The sequence below is a fragment of the Microvirga alba genome (assembly GCF_015694465.1).
GTDB classification, from domain to species: domain Bacteria; phylum Pseudomonadota; class Alphaproteobacteria; order Rhizobiales; family Beijerinckiaceae; genus Microvirga; species Microvirga alba.
Genome location: NZ_JADQDO010000011.1, coordinates 52,644 through 74,423, shown reverse-complemented (window position 1 = coordinate 74,423; position 21,780 = coordinate 52,644). Strand labels below are relative to the sequence as shown.

General features: G+C 60.1%; 17 protein-coding genes. 6 read left to right on the top strand and 11 right to left on the bottom strand.

What is annotated here, in order from left to right:
- Positions 1-45 precede the first annotated feature (45 nt).
- Entirely contained in the window at positions 46-291 is a 246-nt protein-coding gene (locus I2H38_RS18125; RefSeq protein ID WP_196273285.1) for a hypothetical protein, read from the bottom strand.
- Between the two features lie 302 nt (positions 292-593).
- On the opposite strand from I2H38_RS18125, the gene I2H38_RS21095 reads away from it, so the two are divergent.
- A complete protein-coding gene (locus I2H38_RS21095; protein ID WP_229426782.1) occupies positions 594-3,236 on the top strand; it encodes a DNA translocase FtsK in 2,643 nt (880 codons plus the stop codon).
- Here I2H38_RS21095 and I2H38_RS18115 read toward each other — a convergent pair.
- Both I2H38_RS18115 and I2H38_RS18110 read right to left on the bottom strand, forming a co-directional pair.
- Positions 3,233-3,427 carry a hypothetical protein gene (locus tag I2H38_RS18115; protein ID WP_196273284.1) on the bottom strand — a complete coding sequence of 65 codons (195 nt, stop codon included), beginning with the start codon at positions 3,425-3,427 and terminating at the stop codon, positions 3,233-3,235. The genes I2H38_RS21095 and I2H38_RS18115 overlap by 4 nt on opposite strands.
- A gap of 170 nt (positions 3,428-3,597) precedes the next feature.
- Positions 3,598-4,035, bottom strand: coding sequence for an RrF2 family transcriptional regulator (locus tag I2H38_RS18110; protein WP_196273283.1), 438 nt, complete (start codon positions 4,033-4,035; stop codon positions 3,598-3,600).
- Between the two features lie 149 nt (positions 4,036-4,184).
- Here I2H38_RS18110 and I2H38_RS18105 point away from each other — a divergent pair, with 149 nt between their 5' ends.
- Positions 4,185-4,568 (top strand): group III truncated hemoglobin, encoded by a 384-nt coding sequence (locus I2H38_RS18105; RefSeq protein ID WP_407664106.1) that lies wholly within the window; start codon positions 4,185-4,187, stop codon positions 4,566-4,568.
- Positions 4,569-4,733: 165 nt separating this feature from the next.
- Positions 4,734-6,179, top strand: a complete 1,446-nt coding sequence (locus I2H38_RS18100; RefSeq protein ID WP_267875975.1) for a sensor histidine kinase — start codon at positions 4,734-4,736, stop codon at positions 6,177-6,179.
- Between the two features lie 207 nt (positions 6,180-6,386).
- Here I2H38_RS18100 and I2H38_RS18095 read toward each other — a convergent pair whose 3' ends face one another.
- The 3 genes from I2H38_RS18095 to I2H38_RS18085 form a co-directional block, all read right to left on the bottom strand.
- Positions 6,387-7,448 carry an amino acid ABC transporter permease gene (locus I2H38_RS18095; RefSeq protein ID WP_196273280.1) on the bottom strand — a complete coding sequence of 354 codons (1,062 nt, stop codon included), beginning with the start codon at positions 7,446-7,448 and terminating at the stop codon, positions 6,387-6,389.
- A gap of 2 nt (positions 7,449-7,450) precedes the next feature.
- Entirely contained in the window at positions 7,451-8,581 is a 1,131-nt protein-coding gene (locus tag I2H38_RS18090) for an amino acid ABC transporter permease (RefSeq protein ID WP_324617431.1), read from the bottom strand.
- Between the two features lie 95 nt (positions 8,582-8,676).
- Positions 8,677-9,675, bottom strand: coding sequence for an amino acid ABC transporter substrate-binding protein (locus I2H38_RS18085; RefSeq protein WP_196273309.1), 999 nt, complete (start codon positions 9,673-9,675; stop codon positions 8,677-8,679).
- Positions 9,676-10,384: 709 nt separating this feature from the next.
- Here I2H38_RS18085 and I2H38_RS18080 point away from each other — a divergent pair.
- Positions 10,385-11,425, top strand: coding sequence for an amidohydrolase family protein (locus tag I2H38_RS18080; protein WP_196273278.1), 1,041 nt, complete (start codon positions 10,385-10,387; stop codon positions 11,423-11,425).
- Positions 11,426-11,481: 56 nt separating this feature from the next.
- On the opposite strand, the gene I2H38_RS18075 is transcribed toward I2H38_RS18080, so the two are convergent.
- Genes I2H38_RS18075 through I2H38_RS18055 form a run of 5 tightly spaced genes read right to left on the bottom strand, consistent with a single transcriptional unit; the run spans position 11,482 to position 18,971 of the window.
- Positions 11,482-12,798, bottom strand: a complete 1,317-nt coding sequence (locus I2H38_RS18075) for an MmgE/PrpD family protein (protein WP_196273277.1) — start codon at positions 12,796-12,798, stop codon at positions 11,482-11,484.
- 26 nt (positions 12,799-12,824) lie between these two features.
- Positions 12,825-13,934 carry an aminopeptidase P family N-terminal domain-containing protein gene (locus I2H38_RS18070; protein ID WP_196273276.1) on the bottom strand — a complete coding sequence of 370 codons (1,110 nt, stop codon included), beginning with the start codon at positions 13,932-13,934 and terminating at the stop codon, positions 12,825-12,827.
- A 14-nt stretch (positions 13,935-13,948) separates the two neighbouring features.
- Positions 13,949-15,115, bottom strand: a complete 1,167-nt coding sequence (locus I2H38_RS18065; RefSeq protein WP_196273275.1) for a M24 family metallopeptidase — start codon at positions 15,113-15,115, stop codon at positions 13,949-13,951.
- Entirely contained in the window at positions 15,115-16,896 is a 1,782-nt protein-coding gene (locus I2H38_RS18060; protein WP_196273274.1) for a hydantoinase B/oxoprolinase family protein, read from the bottom strand. Before I2H38_RS18060 ends, I2H38_RS18065 begins: the two co-directional genes overlap by 1 nt.
- Positions 16,893-18,971 (bottom strand): hydantoinase/oxoprolinase family protein, encoded by a 2,079-nt coding sequence (locus tag I2H38_RS18055; RefSeq protein ID WP_196273273.1) that lies wholly within the window; start codon positions 18,969-18,971, stop codon positions 16,893-16,895. The genes I2H38_RS18060 and I2H38_RS18055 overlap by 4 nt, the downstream gene beginning before the upstream one ends.
- Positions 18,972-19,522: 551 nt before the next feature.
- On the opposite strand from I2H38_RS18055, the gene I2H38_RS18050 reads away from it, so the two are divergent.
- Both I2H38_RS18050 and I2H38_RS18045 read left to right on the top strand, forming a co-directional pair.
- Positions 19,523-20,482 carry a LysR family transcriptional regulator gene (locus I2H38_RS18050; RefSeq protein ID WP_210324861.1) on the top strand — a complete coding sequence of 320 codons (960 nt, stop codon included), beginning with the start codon at positions 19,523-19,525 and terminating at the stop codon, positions 20,480-20,482.
- A 503-nt stretch (positions 20,483-20,985) separates the two neighbouring features.
- The gene (locus I2H38_RS18045; protein WP_196273271.1) at positions 20,986-21,570 is read left to right on the top strand and encodes an acyloxyacyl hydrolase; all 585 of its coding nucleotides are present in this window, start codon (positions 20,986-20,988) and stop codon (positions 21,568-21,570) included.
- Positions 21,571-21,780: the final 210 nt, after the last annotated feature.

Below are 21,780 nucleotides of genomic sequence, written 5' to 3'. Positions count from 1 at the left end.
GGGTGGCGCGTGTAGCGAGAATGACAGGTCGGGCTCATTCGCAATCTATACCGTGCGGTCGCCCTTGGCGGCCTCCCAACGGAAGATCCGCCGACCCGGAGCGGATGACAATGTCCGCAAAGGAGCCGGGTATTCATTTTCAATCGCCCGGATTTTTTCCTCGACCAAGTCCGCTAAGATACTTTGAGGGTTTGAGGAGCGTAATTCTCTCGCCGCGAGTTTGATCTGCGTGAGATCCGAAGGCGAAAGCTTCGCTGTTTTTTGATCCCCAACTTTCTGGGCAGAACTCATGATTGATCCTCCGCTTTCGCCGACAGAGCGGCGAGAGGGTTCGAGGATGATCGTAGGCTTGGCTGACTGCCTTCTGCATTGCGGCCGGGTTACGATTCCGTAATGGGGCAGGGTCGATCTGCTCAAAACCCCTGCAACGTACGGGTTTCGCCAGGCTTTGCGGATTTTTGCTCGGGGCGGATGACGAGCGTCATCTCGAACAATCACTCGGGCAATAACTCTGTCTTTACCGGCATCCGCCAGAGTTCCCGAGCCGCAACGACGGACCCATGCTTCCAGCATCGACGGATTTGTAAGTACCCATGCGTAACTCATTCCAGCTTAACGATTTTCTTCCCGCTACAGTTCAGTCCGAAGCCAAGGCTTTCGAGACCTCTCGGGAGGTCCAGAATCGGGGCGATTCGGATGGGAGACGCGGCATTGAATTTGCATGGGAAACACCGTGGTCCTCCGCTGGAGAGACGGAGCCCGGATGGTGGCGGGCTTTCGCGCTGGACAAGGGCGTGAGAGCGACGCGGACCCCAGACCGTTTCATCAAGAGGCAGCCCGAAACCAACGTCGTCGCCCTGGCCGCGGGCGAGGCGACGGACGCCGCGCGGCTTGCCCGGGCCGCCGACAGGTCGTGTGAGGATGCTATCCGCAAGCGTCTTGAGAGGCTGCGGGCTGCGGTGGAATCCCGAGCCACACCATTTGAGTCGAGGGCCGAGCCTTCTCCTGTGGCGACGCCCGCGTCAGTGATCCTCAGGGAAGGGGAAGTGGAAGAGCCCAACTTGCCTCCCGGCGTGACAGAGAACGCCAAGGCCGGGATTGCGTCGCCTCCTGAGGAAGTCACGGTGGTGGACGAAATCTCCGAGACACCAGACATGGAAGCTGCGCATGACGGAATTGCCGCGCCCGACGCGGAGATCCCTCCGGCGATCGAGGAGGTCGCTTGCGAGATTCCCGCCGAATTGATGCTGCCCGCTCCCGCGATGCCGGCATTCTCGGCATTCGCATTCCATTCGAGTCTGTATCGCTTCGCAGTCTCCCTGAAGCCCGAGCCGATGCTCGACGTGCCCGAAGACAGGCCCCCTGCCGAAGAGCCAACGAAGGCAGGAGCAGAAGCAGAGCCAGAGGCCGGGTTCGGTCAGCCTGAAGCGATCGCAGGGGATACGCCCGATTGGGTTGAGCCGGAAGAAGCAATCGCATCTGGAGAAATGGTCTCCGAGGCGGACACGGCGGAGGGCTTCGACGCGGGATACCTCGCTCTGTTCGGCGAGGAAATCGCGCCCTTCCGAACGTCGCTGAAAGATGCAGCAGCGGCACAACCCTCAATCCTGCCGCGCGCATCCGTTGATTGCGTCCTGCTGGAGACACCTGCTCTGGTTGGACATATCCCAACGGCGCGCGTCACCGACTTCCCTCTACCGGAGCAGGCAAGAGGCGTTGGATACGAGCTTCCGGCTATCGAGCTCCTTGCCGAGCCGCCGGAGCGCGAGGGGCTGATTCTGACCGAGGAAATCCTCGAGGAGAGGGCTGGCAAGGTTGAGAAGGTCATCCGCGACTTTGGTGTGAAGGGTGAAGTCATTCACGTCCATCCGGGTCCGGTGGTCACGCTCTACGAGCTGGAGCCAGCACCCGGCACCAAGTCCTCGCGCGTCATCGCCCTCTCGGAGGACATCGCCCGCTCGATGAGCGCCACGTCCGCCCGCGTGGCTGTGATCCCCGGCCGCAACGCCATTGGCATCGAGTTGCCGAATGAAACACGGGAGACCGTCTACCTGCGCGAGCTGCTCGAGACCGAGGACTTCAAGGCGTCGACACAGAAGCTCCCGATCTGTCTTGGCAAGACCATCGGCGGCGAGCCCGTCATCGCCGATCTCGCCCGCATGCCTCACCTTTTGGTCGCTGGCACGACCGGCTCCGGTAAATCGGTCGCCATCAACACCATGATCCTTTCGCTCCTTTATCGGTTCACGCCCGAGCGGTGCCGCCTGATCATGGTCGATCCCAAAATGCTCGAGCTGTCGGTCTATGACGGGATTCCTCACCTGCTTACTCCAGTGGTCACCGACCCCAAGAAGGCGATCATCGCCTTGCGTTGGGCCGTGCGCGAGATGGAGGACCGCTACCGCAAGATGTCCAAGCTCGGCGTACGCAACATTGACGGTTTCAACGCGCGCGTGAGCGAAGCCAAGTCCCGCGGCGAGGTGATCACCCGCACGGTCCAGACCGGCTTCGACAAGACGAGCGGCGAGGCGGTCTACGAGGATGAGGTGATGGATCTCAATCCGTTGCCGTTCATCGTGGTGATCGTCGACGAGATGGCGGACCTGATGATGGTGGCCGGCAAGGAAATCGAGGGTGCGATCCAGCGCTTGGCCCAAATGGCGCGCGCCGCCGGCATTCACGTGATCCTGGCGACGCAGCGGCCTTCCGTGGACGTGATCACCGGCACGATCAAGGCGAACTTCCCGACCCGGATCTCGTTCCAGGTCACGTCCAAGATCGACAGCCGCACAATCCTAGGCGAGATGGGCGCCGAGCAGTTGCTGGGCCAGGGCGATATGCTGTACATGGCCGGCGGCGGCCGGATCACACGCGTGCACGGTCCCTTCTGCTCGGACGAGGAGGTGGAGAAGGTGGTCAACCACCTCAAGCGCCAAGGCGAGCCCGTTTACCTCGAAGCCGTGACGGCCGACGACGAGGAACCGGAGGAGATGGAGATGTCCGATCTTCCAGCGGAGGATGACGATCTCGGTCTCGCATCCACTGACCTCTATGAGCAGGCCGTCAGCATCGTCCTCAGGCACAGGAAGGCGTCGACCTCTTACATTCAGCGACGGCTGCAGATCGGCTACAACCGAGCGGCCTCTATGATGGAGCGTATGGAAAAAGAGGGCGTCGTCGGCCCTTCAAACCACGCTGGCAAGCGGGAGATCCTCCGCGGGGAGTTCGAGGACTAGGCGTTCAGGGTGGTCTGTCGCAAATTCACACTGAAGACGAAATGCGTTTGGACATCCCACGGGTCTTCATGCGGCCAGCATCCTGAATTGCTCGCCGCATGAACATTGTCGCCGGGATCAAGGCTCTTCAACGTGGTTGCAACAGTGAAAGAGACGAAGAAGGCAGGCGATCTGAAGGTGCCGACCATCATCCGTATCCACGATACGCGGCGACGTCTCGACCTGGTGGAACGGCGACCGGCCGCGCAGCGTCCATTCCAGCGTCGTCGGTCCTCCGCCCAGGCTTCGCTCCCGGAAATCGATCGTCTTCGGACGCTGGCTCGTCGATCCACTTGATCGAGATACGTCACCATAACCTACTTCATGCCGCGAACGGCACCGGAGGCGATCCGTCTCTTGCCGGATATGCACATTCGGCAAGGGTGGTCCCATCCAGTTCCCGCAAGAACGCCTCGCGCGCAACGCGCAAACGGCTCCTGAGGCGGCATCGGGGCGTCAGCGCGCAGGCACCGCCATCGGATCGAAAGCACTCGACCAAGGCTTGGCGGGCCTCGAGGGCCCGGACAATCTCACCGATGGAAATGTCGTGCGGCGACCGGGCAAGGCGAAAGCCGCCGCCCGCGCCCCGGTGAGTGGCGATGATGCCGGCGGCTGCGAGTTGACGGATGACCTTGGTCAGGTGGTTGCGGGAGATTTCGAATTCTCGCGCGATTTCGTCGGTGGTGAAGATACGCTCCGGTTCACCGGCGAGCCTCATAAGAGCGCGCAATCCGAAATCTGTGAAGGAAGTCAGGCGCATCCACGCATCCAGAAATGACATTAGCAATTTAAATTATCGCATGTTAAATAGATATTTGAAATACCTATTCGAGGGGTATCATGACACACGCTGAACGACGGGCGGCGAAAACAGCGGAGATCATCGCACGCACCGGTATCGACGATCCGATGATCGAGCGTCTGGTATGGACGTTCTACGGCAAGGTGCGCGGCGACGCCTTTTTGGGACCCGTTTTCGAAGATCAGATCGCGGACTGGGAGCTTCACCTGAGGCGCATGTGCACTTTCTGGTCGTCAGTCGCGCTGCTCAACGGCCGCTATCATGGCCAGCCGATGGAAAAGCATCTTCCCCTTCCGGTCGACGCCCGGCACTTCGACCACTGGCTCGCGCTGTTCGAGGAAACCGCTCGGGAAGTCTGTCCACCCATAGCGGCGGAACATTTCATCGAGCGCGCACAACGCATTGCGGAGAGCCTGGAACTTGGCATCGCCAGACAGAAGGGCGTCCTCCTGATGAAAGGGCAACGGCTGAGAGAGTCGATGTCGCCTTAACCTGCGGAGGTCGCGCTGCAGTCATTTGCGGGGTGCTTTCCTCAAAGGTTCTTTCACTCCACAATGCAGCAGGACTAGGGAGGACGAACTGATCCCCTTCGGCAGAGAAAAGCGAAAGCTTCCCTGTGATCGAAGCTCCGCCACGACGCATTGGTCCCGCTGACCATGAGGGACGTTGCGGAGCACAGACCGGGGGAGGGCCCTCTTTGCAGGAGCGAAGCGCGCCTCCACGAGTTGATTGAGGCACTGCCGGGGGCCCTTTATACGACAGATGCCGCTGGCCGGATCACCTCCTATAATCCGGCAGCCGCCGAGCTCTGGGGGCGGCTGCCGAAATTGGGCGCTGAGCAATGGTGCGGCTCCAACCGCCTATACAAGCCTGATGGCACGCCAATGCCGCATGACGAGAGCCCCATGGCACTCGCCCTGAAAGAGCATCGGCCGATCCAGGGAGCGGAAGCGATAGCAGAGCGGCCCGATGGTGGTCGTGTGCCCTTTCTCGCTTATGTAACGCTGCTGCGCGATCCCTCGGGCGTCATCACTGGCGCGGTGAACATGCTGGTGGACATCACCGAACGCAAGCGTGCCGAGGAACTCGCGCTACGCCTTGCCGCGATCGTCGAGACTTCAGATGATTCGATAATAGGCGTTGACCTCAATGGTATCATCACCAGTTGGAATCAGGGTGCCGAGCGGCTCCTCACTTACACGGCAGAGGAGGCAGTCGGGACGCCTGTCTCGATGCTGATCCCCCCGGACCGCCGCGACGAGGAACGGAGCATCGTTAGGCGCGTTCAGAATGGCGAGCATGTCGATCATGTTGAAACTGTCCGGTTGCGCAAGGATGGAAGTCCGGTCTGGGTGTCATTGACGGTATCGCCGCTCAAGGATCCCCAAGGTAATGTTATCGGAGCATCGAGGATCGGACGGGACATCACCGAACGTCGGCGCGGGGAGGAGCATCGAAGAATCCTGATCGGCGAGCTCAATCATCGGGTCAAGAATACGCTCGCCAAGGTGCAGGCCATCGCGTCCCAGACGCTTCGCAACGCGGCCTCGGTTGAGGAGGCCCGGATGTCGTTTGAGACGCGGCTGATCGCGCTGGCCAAGGCGCATGATCTGCTGACACGTGAGAGCTGGGAGAGCGCCGATCTGACCGACATCGTCAGGGACGCGCTCGAGCTGTATGCCGGCGCAAACCGCTTCCGGATCGATGGTCCGGTCGTGCGTCTCGGGCCGGAGCCGGCGCTGGCGATTGCAATGGCCTTGCACGAACTGTCCACCAATGCCGCGAAATACGGCGCGCTCTCGCGTGATGACGGTTGCATCGACATTGTGTGGCGTCTCAAAGGCGACGCCGACGGTCGCCGGCTGAGTTTGCGTTGGGCGGAGCGCGGCGGCCCACCAGTGGTCCCGCCGCAGCGCAAGGGTTTTGGCTCGCGCCTGCTTGAGCGGGCGCTGGCGCAGGAACTCGGCGGCGAGGTTCGCGTCGTCTACGAACCCACCGGCGTTATCTGCATGATCGAAGCATTTCTGCTGGCCGACGAGACAAAGCAGCAGAATGCGGCGATCGGTGAGATTCGCAATGTGCCTTCCGATCGTCAAGGATAGTGCGGGAGCCGAGGCCAGGCTCAAGCGCTGGACGTGGATCCGGCGTAGCGGATCAACGCCACACAGACGCGAGATAGGCAACCGCTGGCGGAGCGCGCGGGATCGAGTCGGAGACGGCAAGTTAGCTGAGGCTAAGCGTTGCTTCGTGGTTCCGCCGCGGCGCCGAGTGGTTGAGGGGGCCGACGCTGGGACGGCTGCTTCTGCACGTCATTTGTTGCCCTGGGGGCTGAGCTTGCGCTCGATATAGACGCTGTAACGGGATAGGCTGAAACAGATCACAAAAAAGACGAGTCCGGCGAAGAAATAGGCCGTCTGTCGAATCTGATCGCCGATGAGCCAGTCTGGATCGATCAGTGACCCCTGGAGAACGCCAAGAAAATCGAACATCCCCGCCATGAGGATGATGGTCGTTTCCTTCATAATCGAAATACTGACGTTAACGATACCGGGCAAAGCAGCGCGGATCGCCTGAGGAATGACGCTGAGCGCCATCGCCTGCCAATGGCTGAGGCCGAGCGATATTGCCGCCTCGTACTGCCCCTTCGGCACCGACTGTATGCCGCCGCGGATAACCTCCGCCATAATGGCCGCATTGAAAAGACTGAAGGCGATAAGTGTCCGCACTAGCGCATTAACCTCAACGCCGGGCGGCACGAACAGCGGAAACAGAACGATGGCGAGGAAGAGGAGACCGACCAGCGGAAGTCCTCTCATGACATCGATGTAGAATATAGCAAGATTTGCCACGACCGGCATTTTTGAGCGCCGCGCGAGGGCCAGCCCCAATCCGAACGGCAGTGCCGACGCGATCGTCCACAGGGCGACGACCAACGTCAGCATAAGGCCTCCCCATTGCGCCGTTGCGACGGGAGCCAGGCCGAACACGCCGCCGCGCAGCAGAATGCCCGCGAAGACAGGAAAAACAATGGTCAGGGCAAGGCTCGCGAACACCTTGTTGCGGACCACCGGCGATGACAGCGTAATCAGCGCGACAAGACCTGTCGCACCGCAAAGCATAATGCGCCAGTGTTCCGTCGCCGGATAGCCGCCATAAAGAATCTGCTGGAAACGAAGTCTGATAAAGAGCCAACAGGCGGCATCGACATTTGCGCAGTCGCGCGAGGATTGCCCGTTCCAGACCGCCTTGAAAACTGCCCAATCAAAGAATGGAGGCACCGTCGTCAGTAGCCAGAACAAGATGACGAGAGTGATCAGGGCATTCAGCGGCGACGAGATGCATTTCCGCAGAAAGGCTATAGGTCTTGTCATGGCTACCGCTCGACCAGCTGCATGCGGCGATTGATGACATTGCCAATTCCGGCCGTAATCAGACAGAGCAGCAGATAGCTCGCCATTGTCATAGCCATGACTTCCAGAGGCTGCCCAGTCTGGTTGAGAGCTGTGCCGGCAAAGATAAGCATGAGATCGGGATAGCCGATTGCGGACGCCAACGAGGAGTTCTTAAGCAGCGTGATGTATTGCCCCGCCAAGGGTGGAACGATCGTTCGCAATGCTTGGGGAATGACGATCTTGCTGTAGATCTTTGACCGGGAAAGACCGAGCGCCAAACCCGCTTCCGTCTGGCCGTGACTTACGCTTGCGAAGCCGCCCCTGATGAGCTCAGCGATGAATGCGGAGCCGTACACGCTCATTCCTATCGCCATGGCGACGAATTCCGGAATGATGGTCGTGCCGCCGCTGAGGTTGAAGCCGTTGAGCCGCGGCACGTCCCAAGTGACGGGAGTACCCGCGACGATGGTCATCAGGCCGGGCGCACATAGAAACACGAATCCGGCAACCCATCGGTTGCGAGACGTCTGCCCGGTTTTAACACGATAACGGCGTGCCGATGTGAAGAAGACAATCGCGACAGTCAGGAAAAGCGCGGTGCACGTTATGAAAACAGGAAAGCTCGGTTCCGCCACCGGTGTCGGGACAGACAGTCCGCGCTTGTTGAGGAAGACAAGACCGAAGGCGGTAAGGCTTTGCCGCGGAAGTGGAAGCGGCCCCAGGACAGCGAAATACCAGAAGAACAATTGCAGAAGGAGCGGAACATTACGGATGGTCTCAATATAAAACTGAGCCAATAGTGCCAGCAGCGGATTGGTCGAAAGGCGTGCCAACGCCACAATGAAGCCGAGGACGGTGGAAAGGAGGATTGATACGACCGCGATGAGGATGGTGTTGATGAGGGCGACCAGGAATGCCCTGAAATAGGTCGCTCCCTCAGGATAGGCGATCGGCGTTTGCGCGATCTCGAAACCCGCAGGACGCGCGAGGAAGTTGAATCCCACATGCAGATTGAGGCGCGCGATGTTGCCGACGAGGTTCGTCGCCAGAAAGACGACGAACCCCGCCAAAGCGAGCAGGAGGATTGTTTGCACAGCAACCGCGCGCGGCACGCATCCCCTCAGCTTTGCAAACAAGTCAGCCCGGATCGGGGGCCTTGGTGCGCTGATGTTTTTCGTCATGCGAAGCGATTACTAAGTACCAGGGCTCAGCGGAACGGCGGAGAGAACAGAAGGCCGCCGTTAGTCCAAAGGGCGTTCAGACCACGCGAGAGGTTGAGCGGTGAATTCGCCCCAAGATTTCGATCAAAGATCTCGCCATAGTTTCCTACCAACTTGATGATGCTGCGAGCCCAGGTGGGCTGTAACCCGAGTTTCTGTCCTAGGTCATCGCTAACGCCCAAGAGGCGCTTCACTTCCGGGTTGGTCGATGTCTTTGCGTGCTCATCAACGTTTGCGGAGGACAGCCCCAATTCCTCAGCCGCGACGGTCGCGAATCCAACCGAGCGCACGAGATGGGCCCATTGCGTGTCGCTGTCACGTACCACCGGGCCGACAGGCTCCTTTGAGATGGTCTCCGGGAGGATCGCGTGCTGGCTCGGATCCTTCAGGGCTTGGCCGCGGGAGGCCAGCGAGCCACGATCGTTCGTCCACGCGTCGCAGCGGCCCTCGTCATATGCAAGGCGGGTTGCATCCGTGCCATTGAAGGTGACGATCTTATAAGTGAGGTTATGTTGCCGGAAATAATCAGCGACGTTCAGTTCCGTGGTCGTGCCTTGGGCGGCGCAGATCGTGGCGCCGTTCAGATCCTTCACGCTCTTCAAGCCCAGGGACTTGCGGACCATGAAGGCCTGTCCATCATAGAAGAGAGCTTGCGTGAATTCGGCGCCGCCGCCGTTGTCGCGGTTGAAGGTCCATGTGAAACGATGGGTCAGAACGTCGACGCCGCCTGTCGTCAGAACCGTGAAGGCGTCGCGCGGCTCGACGACGTGAAACTCGCTCTTATTCGGGTCGCCGAAGATAGCCGCGGCGATCGCACGGCAAAAGTCGATATCGAAGCCGCGCTGGTTGCCTTGATTGTCCCTAAACGCGAAGCCCGGATTGTTCGGGCCGATACCACAGCGGACAACACCGCGGGCCTTGACGTCCGCAAGTGTGCCGGCGTGGGCGGCAACACCACCCGCGAGCAGCATTGAGGCCGAAAGCATACAAATAGACTTGAAGTGCACGTTTCCCTCCTGTTTCTCGGCCAGTCCCAAATTGAGACCTCGCCGCTTTTTCAGTGATCGTTCGGCAAGTTGCAGATTCAGTCACGCGATAACGTCTGCCGGCGCGCAAAAAGTGGCGCAGGTCGGTTCCCGGCAGAAAGCTGCCTTCAAATCGCTTGGCGTCCTCCTGTTATTCGCCTGCCCCTTTTCGAGGTCTATTGGCGTCGCCCCTTTAGAGCAAAGATTTGTATCGCGGGGCAATCCTCAAAAGCCCCTGATGTCTCTTCGTCCGCTAAGACACGACACGAAACATTGAATGGCCTAGGTGGCCTGATCAGCGGGGAAATAGCAATCGGCTAAGATGGCTTTAAAGTGATAGCCATTTGCCTTTCATAGCGAGTGACTATCCGATGAGCAGATGCTTGGGGCATCCGCGAGAGTAGCGTCGCAAATTTGGAGCAAGGGCGAGATGAGGCTCGAGACTTCGCTCGGCGGAGCAGCGCGAGATTTCTTGCCGCCTGAGCCCATTGCCCTTCTGGAGCTTCTTTAACCAGATGGAAAATTGCAACAAAGCCGACACTATCATTTGAGGCGAGTGCTTAATTGCAATCGCCGCCAGTTTGGCATCATCATTAAAGTTATAGCGGAATCACTTCTCAAAGTTCGTATTCTGGCCTAAAGAGCGTGGGAATTCATGAGGAGACCTCCCATGCGCATATTGGACTCCCATTTTCACTGGTGGCCGCGGACTTTTTTCGAACAGCTCTGCGCGCGTAAGGATTTTCCCAAGGCCAGGCGAAACGCGAATGGGGGCTATGACTACTGGCGCAAGGAAGGCAGCACCGGGCTCCTGAACCTGGAGCCGGAATGGTTCGACCTCGAAACCCAATTCGCGTATATGGACCGCCTGGGGCATCAGGTTGACGTCGTGTGTTCGATCGGTCCCCTTTCGATCCATTTTTCTGACATTCCAGCTGAGGAAGGCCGCGACGCTGCCATGCAGTGGAATGAGGAGATGGCCGGAGCGCAGCGCAAATATTCTGGCCGCCTGTGGGCGAGCGCAGCAGTGCCGCTGGTTGATACCGGGATCGCTCTCGAGGTGCTCGACCACGCTATCTGCAAGTTAGGTCTCATGGGCGTCAATCTCCCTGGCAGCGTCGGCAACGATCCCCGGATCGACGCGGAACGGCTTGAGCCGTTCTATTCCCGCGTAGCGGAACTTGGCATCCCGATGTTCCTCCATCCTACGGATGCCGTATTCCAGGATGTCCTTGAGGGATATGACGGGGCACTGCATCTGACCATGGGACGCGTGATGGAAGTGAGCGTCGCGGCTTCGCGGCTGATCTTCTCCGGCATCATGGAGCGCCACCCGAATCTGAAGATCGTGATGTCGCACACCGGCGGTGCGTTGCCCTACCAGTCCGGCCGCATGGACAAGAACGGCGCTCGGGTGAGGCTTCCGCATCCTCCGAGCACGTATATGAAGCGGATGTTCACCGACACAGTGTCGCCGCACAGTCTCGGCATGAAATTTGCCATCGAATACTATGGTATTGATAATGTCATGTACGGCACCGATTATCCCTGTTGGGATCCCGCAGCTGCGCTGAAATTGCTCGATGAGCTGGACCTGTCCGACACGGACAAGGAAAAGCTCTTCTACGGCAATGCTAAGCGCATCCTCGGCTTGCGCGCGCCCGCCGAAGCCTGTGTGGATCAAGCACGGTCCGAGCCAGCCCACATCTGACCATCTTCCCGGAAGAACCGTTCAGCGTGGGTGTTCATATCCGGCGAAGCGTGCCGTCATGCGCATTCCCGCATCGCTTCCAGCATACCTTGCCAGAGAACTGCCCGCTGTGATTGGCGCAGGTTGTCATCGACATCGCTCAGGAGCTGCGCGCAGAGATCCTGGTACGCGCTCGGAACCATGCGTACGAGTTTGCCACGGATGACGATCTCGACGTCGCCGCAGCCCGGATCACCCGCTATCGTCGCGCAGGTTTCCTCGAACTGTTGCCCCTCCGCGAACACACGCACTCGCGCTGCCCAAGCATGCGGAAGGTACACTTCGAGCGTTGCATCCGGAATGATGGTGATGCGATTCCCGAAGGCGCTGAGATCGGCAGCCGGCTGCCCCACGCGCTCGAGGTCATAGAGCAGGTCCGGGTGAAGGGCGGCGGCGGCGATCTGCATATGCATGTTCGCAATCGTGCTCAGCCGATCATGGGCAGAGGCCGCGCGGGCCACCATGGCTGCATTGATGGGGGGGACGCCGATCTCGATATGTTGGATAGTCTGGGGAGCGATACCGCGCTGTAAGATCGTCTGGAAAGCGACAATCGCATTGGCAGTTTGGCGCGCTGCGACGAAGGGCTTAAAACCGACGGCTTCGATCCCCTCCCTCGATTTCAATGCCTCCGGCCGAATGTGCTTCGAGCCGGCAATCGCTGCGAGCCAGTCCGCCGAGATAAGCCCGGGATCGCCGCGGAAGCCGTCCGCCGCAGCGAGGGCAGCCCGGCACCCTTTCCCGACAGCCTCGCCGATGGCGAGCCATCGGCCCGACGGATGTCCCGACGGGCGCCCAACACGCCCACCAGCGCCCGCAGCAGCGATACCCAGTGCGGACGCTATACGGTTTGCGTCGTGCCCCAGACAGACCGATGCCGTCGCCGCCGCCATCACAGGCGCGGCGAAATAGGTGGGCCAAATACCGCTCCCGAGAGCAGAGGCGCCACCAAGAGCAGACCCCAGGCGCAAGCCCACGACATAACCTGCCGCAACCGCGCGGTTGAATCGCTCAGTAGAAATTCCCGCTCTCGCAGCCATTGCGAGGGCGACCGGCACGACAATCGAGCCGGGGGTAATGCAAGAGGCGACGTGGATGTCGTCACATTCAGTGCGCCGTACCATGGCAGCCGCAGCAGCTGCTAGGTTTGCGCAGCTGGACGCAGCCGAAGCCTCGCCACAATAGAAGCGTGCCAGTGCCCGCGCCTCAGGAGACGCGCAGCCAGCAAAGAAGGCCACCGCCGTGTCAGCGACATGCCGATTGATATCCTCGCGGGTTCCCGCCCCGATGGCATCGGCGCCCGAAAATTCCTCGGCCCAGGCCTGTATGATCATGCCGACACCTTCCGCTTGATACTCGATTACCGGGCCAGCGGTTCGAGCGGTACCGCTCCATTCGGTGTAATCTGAACGAGCGCTGTAGCGAATGAAGGTTGCTCGCTTCCACGGGCGAATACGCGGAAGGAAAGAAGGGTGCCTTCCGTCAATCTCTCGTCGCTTTGCGGGCTGATCTTTGGAGACCCGTTTAGCGCGATTCCAATCCCGTGCCCCAGTCCATAGGCCAGAGCGGAGCGACGTGACTCGTCCGACAGCACGGCGAGACCGGCGTCCGCCACGGACTGTGCGGAGACACCGACATGTGCAGCAGCTGTCATTGCCGCGATTGCTGTCGCGGCCTCGCTATTCGGTCCACCGGCAGTGGCAACGACGCGATCAGCCCAGTAGCCCTGATACCGCGTAGCGACCCAGAGGAGCAGCGGCCCACGGCGATTGTCCGACGAGCGTTCGTAGGGGCGAAGATCGTCACTGTCGAGATTGGCGAGAGCTCGAAAATCCCAGGCTCCCTCGAGACGGGCGACCCGCTCCGCCTCGACGACGGCGGCTGCGTTCGACGCCCCTGTCGCGAAAGCCCGTTCGGCGGCAAGAGCCGCTTTCTCGGCCATTCCGAGTGCAATTCGCGAGGCGGCGACCTCGCGCGGGCGGATCTGGCCGCGTAGTTTATGAAGCGCCGCCGTGAAGTCCTGCAAGTCGTAACCGGCGAGGGCCTGCACGAGATCCTGATAGGGGCGGCTCGCCAGAACCTGAAGACCGACCGTGCCAATACGGCCTGAGGTTACCTTTCGGGCGTGAAGGGCGCTGCGTACGGCTGCACCGATCAGGGCGCCTTGGTATGATACGTCATTGATCCAGGTCAGTTCCGTCAGGAAGAAGCTCTCGCGACTACCACTGACCGTAAAGATAACCGGGTCATCATCGGCCGTGAGCACGAGGGTGCCATCGACATTGCCGCCAACGAGATAAATGAGGTCGGCATCCTCATACATGTTTCCGGACACGATCAGCGCATCAAGGCCTACGCGCCGCATCTCGGCGCGGACGAGGCGAATGCGTTCGTAAAATTCGTCGCGTGGCATCAGCGCGCGATCCCAGAAGGTCAGACCGCGTTTGATGGCCGGTTCCATGGACAGCATGTTGTCGTGCTCCCTCAGACTGCAATCACATCGAGCTGACCCATCCGGCTGGTCAGCGGCTGAGCACCTTCGTCCGTGATGAGCACGGGCTCACCGCACATCATGTAACCAGTCTCGGGAATGTACTGATTCGGATGCATAACGAAGACCATCCCCTTGACCATAATCTCGTCGCTGTTGAGGGCGATCTCAGGGTCCATGGAACCCAACGCCATGCTGTGGCCCCGCGTCCGCATGTATGGCGGTTTCGTGTAGGTTTCATAACCGGCGGCGACAATCGGTGCATTCATGATCGTGACGATATCACGGGCCGCAACGCCGGGTTTGGCGGCGCGCATCGCATCCCGCAGGGCGCGATCGAGCAGGGCGAAGGTTTCGCACTGGAGGTTTGTGGGTGTGCCGACCACGGCGGAGCGGCAGATCTGAACGTACTCGCCCTCGACGGCTGGCGTTATCTCGCCGAGAAGCACATCACCCACATTCAGAAGCCGCTCACTCGGGCGGTGGGCGGCGCGATTGTGCTGCGATGCGGCGAGGAGCTGGAAATTATCCTCCGCGCCGAGCCCGCGCATAAAGGCCTCCATCTCGGCAGCAAGCTTGTATTCGGGCATGCCGGGGCGGGCTATCTCCAGTCCATATTGATATCCGCGCTCGGCGATATCGACGGCCTTTCGCACACACGCCAGCGACCACGCATCGCGAACCCGTGCGATGTCGCTTACGAGCTTGTCTCCGGGCACCGGAGGCTGGTCCAGCATGGCGGACCATGCATCGCTCACCATACGGGGTTGGACGCCGCCCGCTACGGCGAGACGTTTCGTCCGCATGTTGCGACGTTCGATCTCGACGCGGATGGTGGCGAGAAAATCCTCCGGCTCGACCGCAACGATGTCGAACATGTCGACCTGTTCCTTGATGCGGCCGAGATCCCATGCTGGTGTCGTGACGACGACGGGATCTCCATCAACTGGCAGCAGGACCGCCATATGGGGCCCAAGCTGCCGGAATCCCGTCAGATACCAGGCGGGGTTCGAAGCCAGGAAGGAATGCCGCCCGTTGCCGTAGCATATGATTCCGTCGAGGCCCTGAGCCCGCAGGCTCGAACGCACGGCTTCGCGACGGCGATCAAGGCACTCTGCCCGCAGAGACAAATGGGCCAGCGGCTCGGCGTCGTCGCTCATCAGTGAGCTCCTTCCCGAGCAAGTTCGGCACGGCGCGCCAGTGTTGCGGGACTATCGACAGCCGTCCCATCGGCTCTCAGGACGACACCGTAATCGTCACGGGCCTTTTCAGCCGAAACGTAGCCTTCTCTGACATCGTGCAGGACCCGTTCCGGATCCCGCTCTAGAGGGCTTCCCCAGCCACCGCCGCCAGAAGTCCGGTACACCACCTCGGTCTCGGCCTGTCCGAAGACGCGGGGCGAAAGAGAGAGCTCGTGGGTGTCCTGTCCCGGCGCGCGGATCAGCGTATAACCAAGTACGCCGGCCTTACCGCCACGCAAGCCCCAAGGCGCGTAGCCGGACCGATGCCCGGGCGGACCGGCATTCCAGCGCCCATCCACCAGCGACTTGATCGTCGTTTGCACGCCGAGACCACCGCGAAACTTGCCCGCTCCACCGGAATCAGACCACAGGGCGCGCTCCAGCACGATCAGTGGTGTCTTCAGCTCCATCGTTTCGATTGGCGTATTGCGCACATCGCCTTGGCACACCGACATGGAGGCGTCCTCGCCGTCGCGATCGGGCCGTCCGCCCCAGCCACCGGCTTCGATGCTCTGGGCCACGAACCCGGCCTTGCGGGCCGGGTCATGGCCCGACAGTGCAAAAGGTGCGCCGAGCGAGCCGCTATGTGCGGCCGGAATAAGGTCTGGCAAGGCTTCAGCGAAGGCACGCCAGATCGTGTCAACAACGGTTGGCAATGCCGAGCCCCAACTCGCCATAAAGGCCGGGAAGCGCGCCATCATCATGTTGCCTTCGGGGATGACAACCTTCAACGCTCCGAAAGCGCCTTCATTCAGTGGCTCCAGCGGTGCGGTCAGCGCCTTGTAGGCGATGTAGGCGCCTGCGTAGGTTCGGCTGTTAAGACCTGCATTGTCTCGCTGGGACGAACAGCCCGACAAATCGATCTCCATCTCGCTGCCCGAGACTGTGACCTTGACCTTGATCTCGAAAGGCATCGTTCCGCGTGCGCCATCCACGAAGGCTTCCGCCTCATAGACACCGTCGGGGATGTCGGCCACGGCCGCGCGGCATTTGGCTTCGGTCTCGGCATAGATCGTGTTGATCACCTCGAGCACGGTGGCGCGACTATAGCGGTCGAGCAGTTCGCAAAACCGCCGCTCTCCGAGACGACAGGCGGCAAGCTGCGAGCGCAGATCACCCATCGCCGCATCGGGATAGCGAATGTTGTCGCGGATCATCTTAAGAATCTTCGCGTCCGGCTCGCCCTTCTCATAGATTTTGAGCTGATCGACTTGGAGTCCTTCGCTCCAGGGGTCGTATGCTCCCGTGCCGCCAAATCCTGTCGAGAGCCCGCCCACATCAGCCCAATGCGCGCGCACCACCGCAAAGGCGACAAGACAATTCTCATGATACACCGGCGTATAGATGACCACGTTGTTAAGGTGCTGGCCAGCCGTGGCCTGGTGGTTGTGCATTATCACGTCGCCGGGTGAGAACCCGTCGAGGCCGTAACGCGCAATGCCGTCGCGAATAACGACGCCGAGATCGGCGACGAAATGCGAGACGCCGCCAATGTTCTGCGAGATGAGCGCACCATTCGTATCGAGCAGAGCCGTGCAGTAATCACGGATCTCATAGATCATCATGTTATAGGATGTGCGCTGCAGGTCATAGCTCATCTCGTCAGAGATGGCCGGCAATGCGTTGCGCAGCACCTCAAGCGTAACGGGGTCCAATCCTGTGGGATTGAGTTTTGCTGCGGATTTCGATTCTGCTGTCATGACCGTGCTACTTCCACGATAATCTCCCCGGTATCGGCAATAGTGATCAGATCGCCCTCGAATAGAACCGTGGTCGAGCCGAACTCCTCGATCACGCAGGGACCGCGCAGCCGCATACCTGGACCGAGCAGCTCGCGGCGATAGACCGGGCATTCGACTGGCCGTGACGGATCGTCGAGATAGATCGGCCGCGAACCTGTCTGGGCCTGCGTGGCATTCGCAGCCAGCTTGGGAAAGTTGATCTTCGGCCGTCCTCCCCGTGCAGTCAGACGAAGATTGATGAGCTCCAGCGGCTCGTCAGGTGCGGCATGATCGAAACGATGTTCATGCACGTGGTTGAAACGCTCGCGGATTGCGACACTGTTTCCATGGAGGATTTCGTCGGCAGTGACGGGGATCTGCAGGTGGAATTCCTGGCCGACGTAGCGAAGGTCCATGAAATATTCGACCGATCGGGCTTCGAGTTCGACTCCTGCCTCATCGAGCGCGGCCCCGCCGGTCGCGGCGAGTTCGGCGAAGATGGCCTGGATTTCGGCATAGTCGAAATCGGCTAAGGGTCGATAATGTGTCCGCACGAAGTCGTGGCGTACGTCGCTCATGAGCATCCCGAGTGCGGAGAAATGCGCCGGCAGGTTCGGGATAATCACCTTGGGGATGTTCAGGTCGCGCGCGATGGCCAGCACATGGGGTGGACCGCCGCCGCCCATGGCCACCAGAGCGAAGTCACGCGGGTCGAAGCCGCGTTGGACCGATACGCCGCGTACCGCCAGCGCCATCTTGGCAATGGCTATCTTGAGGATGCCATGTGCGACTTCCGTAACGCTGAGCCCAAGCGAGGGACACAGGCGCTCGAGGATGCCCTTGCGAGCCGCCGCTTCATCGAGCGGCATCTCCCCGCCTAGAAAGCTCTTGGCACCAATGCGGCCGAGAACGACGTTGGCATCCGTAACTGTCGGCTGTGTGCCGCCACGGCAATAGGAGATCGGCCCCGGATCGGACCCCGCACTCTGCGGACCGAGCTTCAGGGCGCCGACCTGGTCGATCCAGGCAATGCTGCCGCCCCCGGCGCCGACCTCCACAATATCGACCACCGGGAACATCACCGGGTGGCCACTGGCATACCCGCCAATGTGATATCCCTGGGCAATCGAAACCGCGCTGCCCTGGATCAGGCTAGTCTTCGCGGTCGTGCCTCCCATATCGAACGCGATAACGTCCTTGATGCCAAGACGCCGACCGACCTCGGCAGCCGCGATGACGCCGCCGACGGGGCCTGACTCCATCATTGCCACCGGCAGAGTCTTTGCCTGTGCGGGGGACATGACGCCGCCGCTGGATTGCATGATCAGGAAACGGCCGCTGAACCCGTCCTCACCGAGTCGGTCCTGCATGCGGCCGACATATTCGCTCGTCTTCGGTCCGATGTAGGCATTCATCACCGTCGTCGATGTCCGCTCATATTCGCGGTATTCGCGGACGATCTCATGCGACAGTGAGACGTAAACGCCTGGCAGCATCCGACGTAGGATTTTCCCTGCCTCAATCTCGTGCGCGGGATCCACATACGAGTGCAGGAAACACACCGCCACTGCTTCGGCGCCGCTGTTGCGAATAGCACAAGCAATGTCCTCTACCTCACTCGTGCTGAGGGGCTTGAGCACTTCGCCGGAGGCCGAGAGCCGCTCGTCAACCTCGAAAGTATTCGCGCGGGAGGCGAGTGGCACAGGCCGTTTAAAGGAAAAATTATAAGCCTCAGGCCTGTTTTGACGCCCAATTTTATAGACATCGCGGGTGCCCTTCGTGACGACGAGCGCAGTCTTCGCACCCTTCTCCTCGATGGCGATATTGATGGCGACGGTCGAACCGTGAACGATATTCTCTGCATCGCCAAGCGCGATGCCAGCCTTTTTAAGGCAGTCCCAGACGCCTTGGGAAAGTTCGTTCGGGGTCGTCAAGGACTTCGCCTGGAAGACACGTCCCTTGCTTTCGTCGAAGGCGACAAGATCTGTGAACGTGCCTCCGATATCGACCGCAACGCTGAGGCCGCCCGCGGGAAGCTTTTTAGCAAGCATCATGTCTGTGTCCATGCTAATATATTAAATACTTCGGCAATACTTTGGCCTGCGAACAAAGAATATTCGCCTTCGCGCCGCCCATCATTTTGGCGAGCGCCGCATGAAGTATTGCGATGATTGTTGTGAGTGACCCGGGGCAATGTGCCGAGAAGAGCGGCGCTCTGCGCATTCGCCGCATCGCGCGGATCGTTTTTCCAAGTCAACTGGTCGCCTGGTTCCCGGCGTTTGTGACGTCCATTCGTCTCTCCCTATCGGTGAATCGCCAGCTTGTCCGCACCAGTCTGTTGGCAACAAAATCTTTCAAGACGGCTCGCAAATAGCAACGGGTGAAACGGCTTTAAAAGTGATAGCTATTTGCCTATGATGGGCGTCAACGGGAAGTTTTTGATTTGAAAGGAACGGTCCGTGGCTAACGTATCGCACACCTCATCGTCAGCCGCCGGAAGCCTCATCACCGCGTGGACGGATGAGAGTGTACGCTTCGCGTATACTGGCCTTGGTTCAACGCCCTCTCTTATGTCGGCCCGCAGACGGTCGGCAGGTCTCTAGCGATGCAGAAACCTCCAAGGATCACTCTCAGACGGTTGGAAGTTTTTATTGCCATCGCGGAAGGTGGCGGGTTTCGCGCCGCCGCTGAAAAGCTCGGGATGGCTCAGCCCTCGGTTAGTAGCCATGTACAGGCTCTGGAAAACCAGGTGGGAGGCGCACTTTTCCGGCGGCGGCGCGGCAGCGGCGTGGACCTCACTGATCTCGGCAAGACCTTTCTGACCCATGCGCGCCAGCTCCTCGTTGAAGCGGATAACATGGCCGTCGACCTCTATCGCACCCGGATTGAGGCGGAGCGTCGGATCATTTTTGCCTGCCAGCGTTCGCTTTCAGACTTCATGCCGCCTCTTCTGGCTGAATTCGCCGGGCAGCACCGCGACCTTGAGCTCGTGACCAGAGTCGGACGCCAAGAGGAGGTCGTGGATCTCATCCGAAGCGACAAGGCAAACTTAGGCTTGTACCTGAGCAACCAGAACCTTCCTGGTCTTAGATCAGTGGTTATCGGGCAACAGGAGCTCGTTATCGTCGCATCGCCAAACCACCCCCTGGCACATCGCAAAGACATTGCGCCGGTCGAGCTCAACAATTTCAGCTTCGTCGGCCCGCCCGAAGGCTCGCTGTTTGGTCAGGGCATGACGCAAATGCTTGCGGAAATCGGTGCGGAGAACATTTCCATTGTCTCCAAGGCCACGGAGTTCGAGTTTCTGCGGGCCCTCGTCATCGCGGAGGTGGGTTTATACTGCTGCCTTCTGAAGCGGGTCCAAGTGGATCTCGACAGAGGCGACCTCGTGCGGCTTTCCATAGCCACGCCGCCCCTCACGATGGATGTGCGCCAGATATTCTCCGTCAAGACGCCAGTCTCGCCGTCGGTCGCGCTCTTCGCTGAGTTCCTGCGCAGGCGCCATCAAAGCTACTCCAACACCACGGGCAAGGCCCTCCTTACTTTGGCGCCGACGAAAAACTGAAGAGGATTTATCGCAAGTTCCTCCGTAGTTCGATCCAACATATGCCTTCGGACTTCTTGGGAGGCGTATGAGGTCGACCATGCTACGATCCGGTGTCGGCCCGTGCGCTACGCGCTTGAATTGCTTGTGCGGCTCAACCTCGGCAAGCGCCTCATCAGCAGCAGAAGACAATCGACGGAACCTATGTAGCTCGCCGGGGGGGCTTGCGCGATCAGAACGCGGCAGATTGGACCGCCTCATTCTTCTGGTCCCATCTTGGGAGAGCCCCAGGGCAGATCCTGAAGGAAGCAAGGACTGACATCAAACTTTGGGAACGTGGAGGGCCGAAAAGCGCTTGACCTAAATCCGCCGAATAGAGAAGATCTCTAAGGGTTTGCTTTGTTGAGCTATTCACATGGCTTGCGGCTCAAACACCTCGAGGCAGATTTTCCAGTCCGCAGTAGTAATGCGAAGCGCCGGCCTTCGAGCATGGCCACCTTGAGCGGCGGATTATAGAGGTCCTTATGCGTAGAATACTTACCGGAATTCTTGCAACATGGGCTGCGGTGGCAGAAGCACATGCCGCTGACGTTGATCAAACCGGCGTTTCTCCTCGAGCTGCTCAGACAACGCGGTCATCGGCGTTTTTGTCAGAGATGCGACTTGGTGCAACGGCTCAGGATCCTGGCGGACCAGAAAGCGGATCAGCCAATTTGACCGCTGAAGTGCTGTCATTGCGACCGTTGACGGCGGTAGATCCTGTGCTCAATCTCCTTATCCCGCGCGTGCACCTGGGCGGCAGCCTCAATCTAAATGGTCAAACAAGTTTCGCCTATGTGGGTCTGACGTGGACGTTTGATGTGACTTCAAACGTGTTTGTGGAGGGAAGCTTCGGCGGGGCTGTCCACAATGGAAAGACCGATCCAGCGGTGCTGCATCGGAGCGCACTCGGCTGCACGGCCCTGTTTCGCGAGTCGGGAACACTGGGTGTCCGACTGACCCAAGACTGGAGCGTAATGGCGACAGTCGAACACCTCTCCAATGCAGGTCTGTGCTCAAACAATCGCGGTCTCACCAACGTCGGCGTGCGCGTGGGATACACCTTCTAGATCGTGCTAAACGGCCCATGACTGAGGGAAAGCCCTCAGGCGATGTTGCCAGCTCGGTTGCGACGCAGCGGCTCCGCCGGCGTCTCAAGGCTTTGATGCCGAGGCAAACACCCCTACACTCGTGCGCTTCGGCGATATCGCTACCCGGGAGGTGCAGCCGCAGCGGGTCGTCGTCGATACGGTTGCGCAGGCGAAGACGCCGTTCCATCG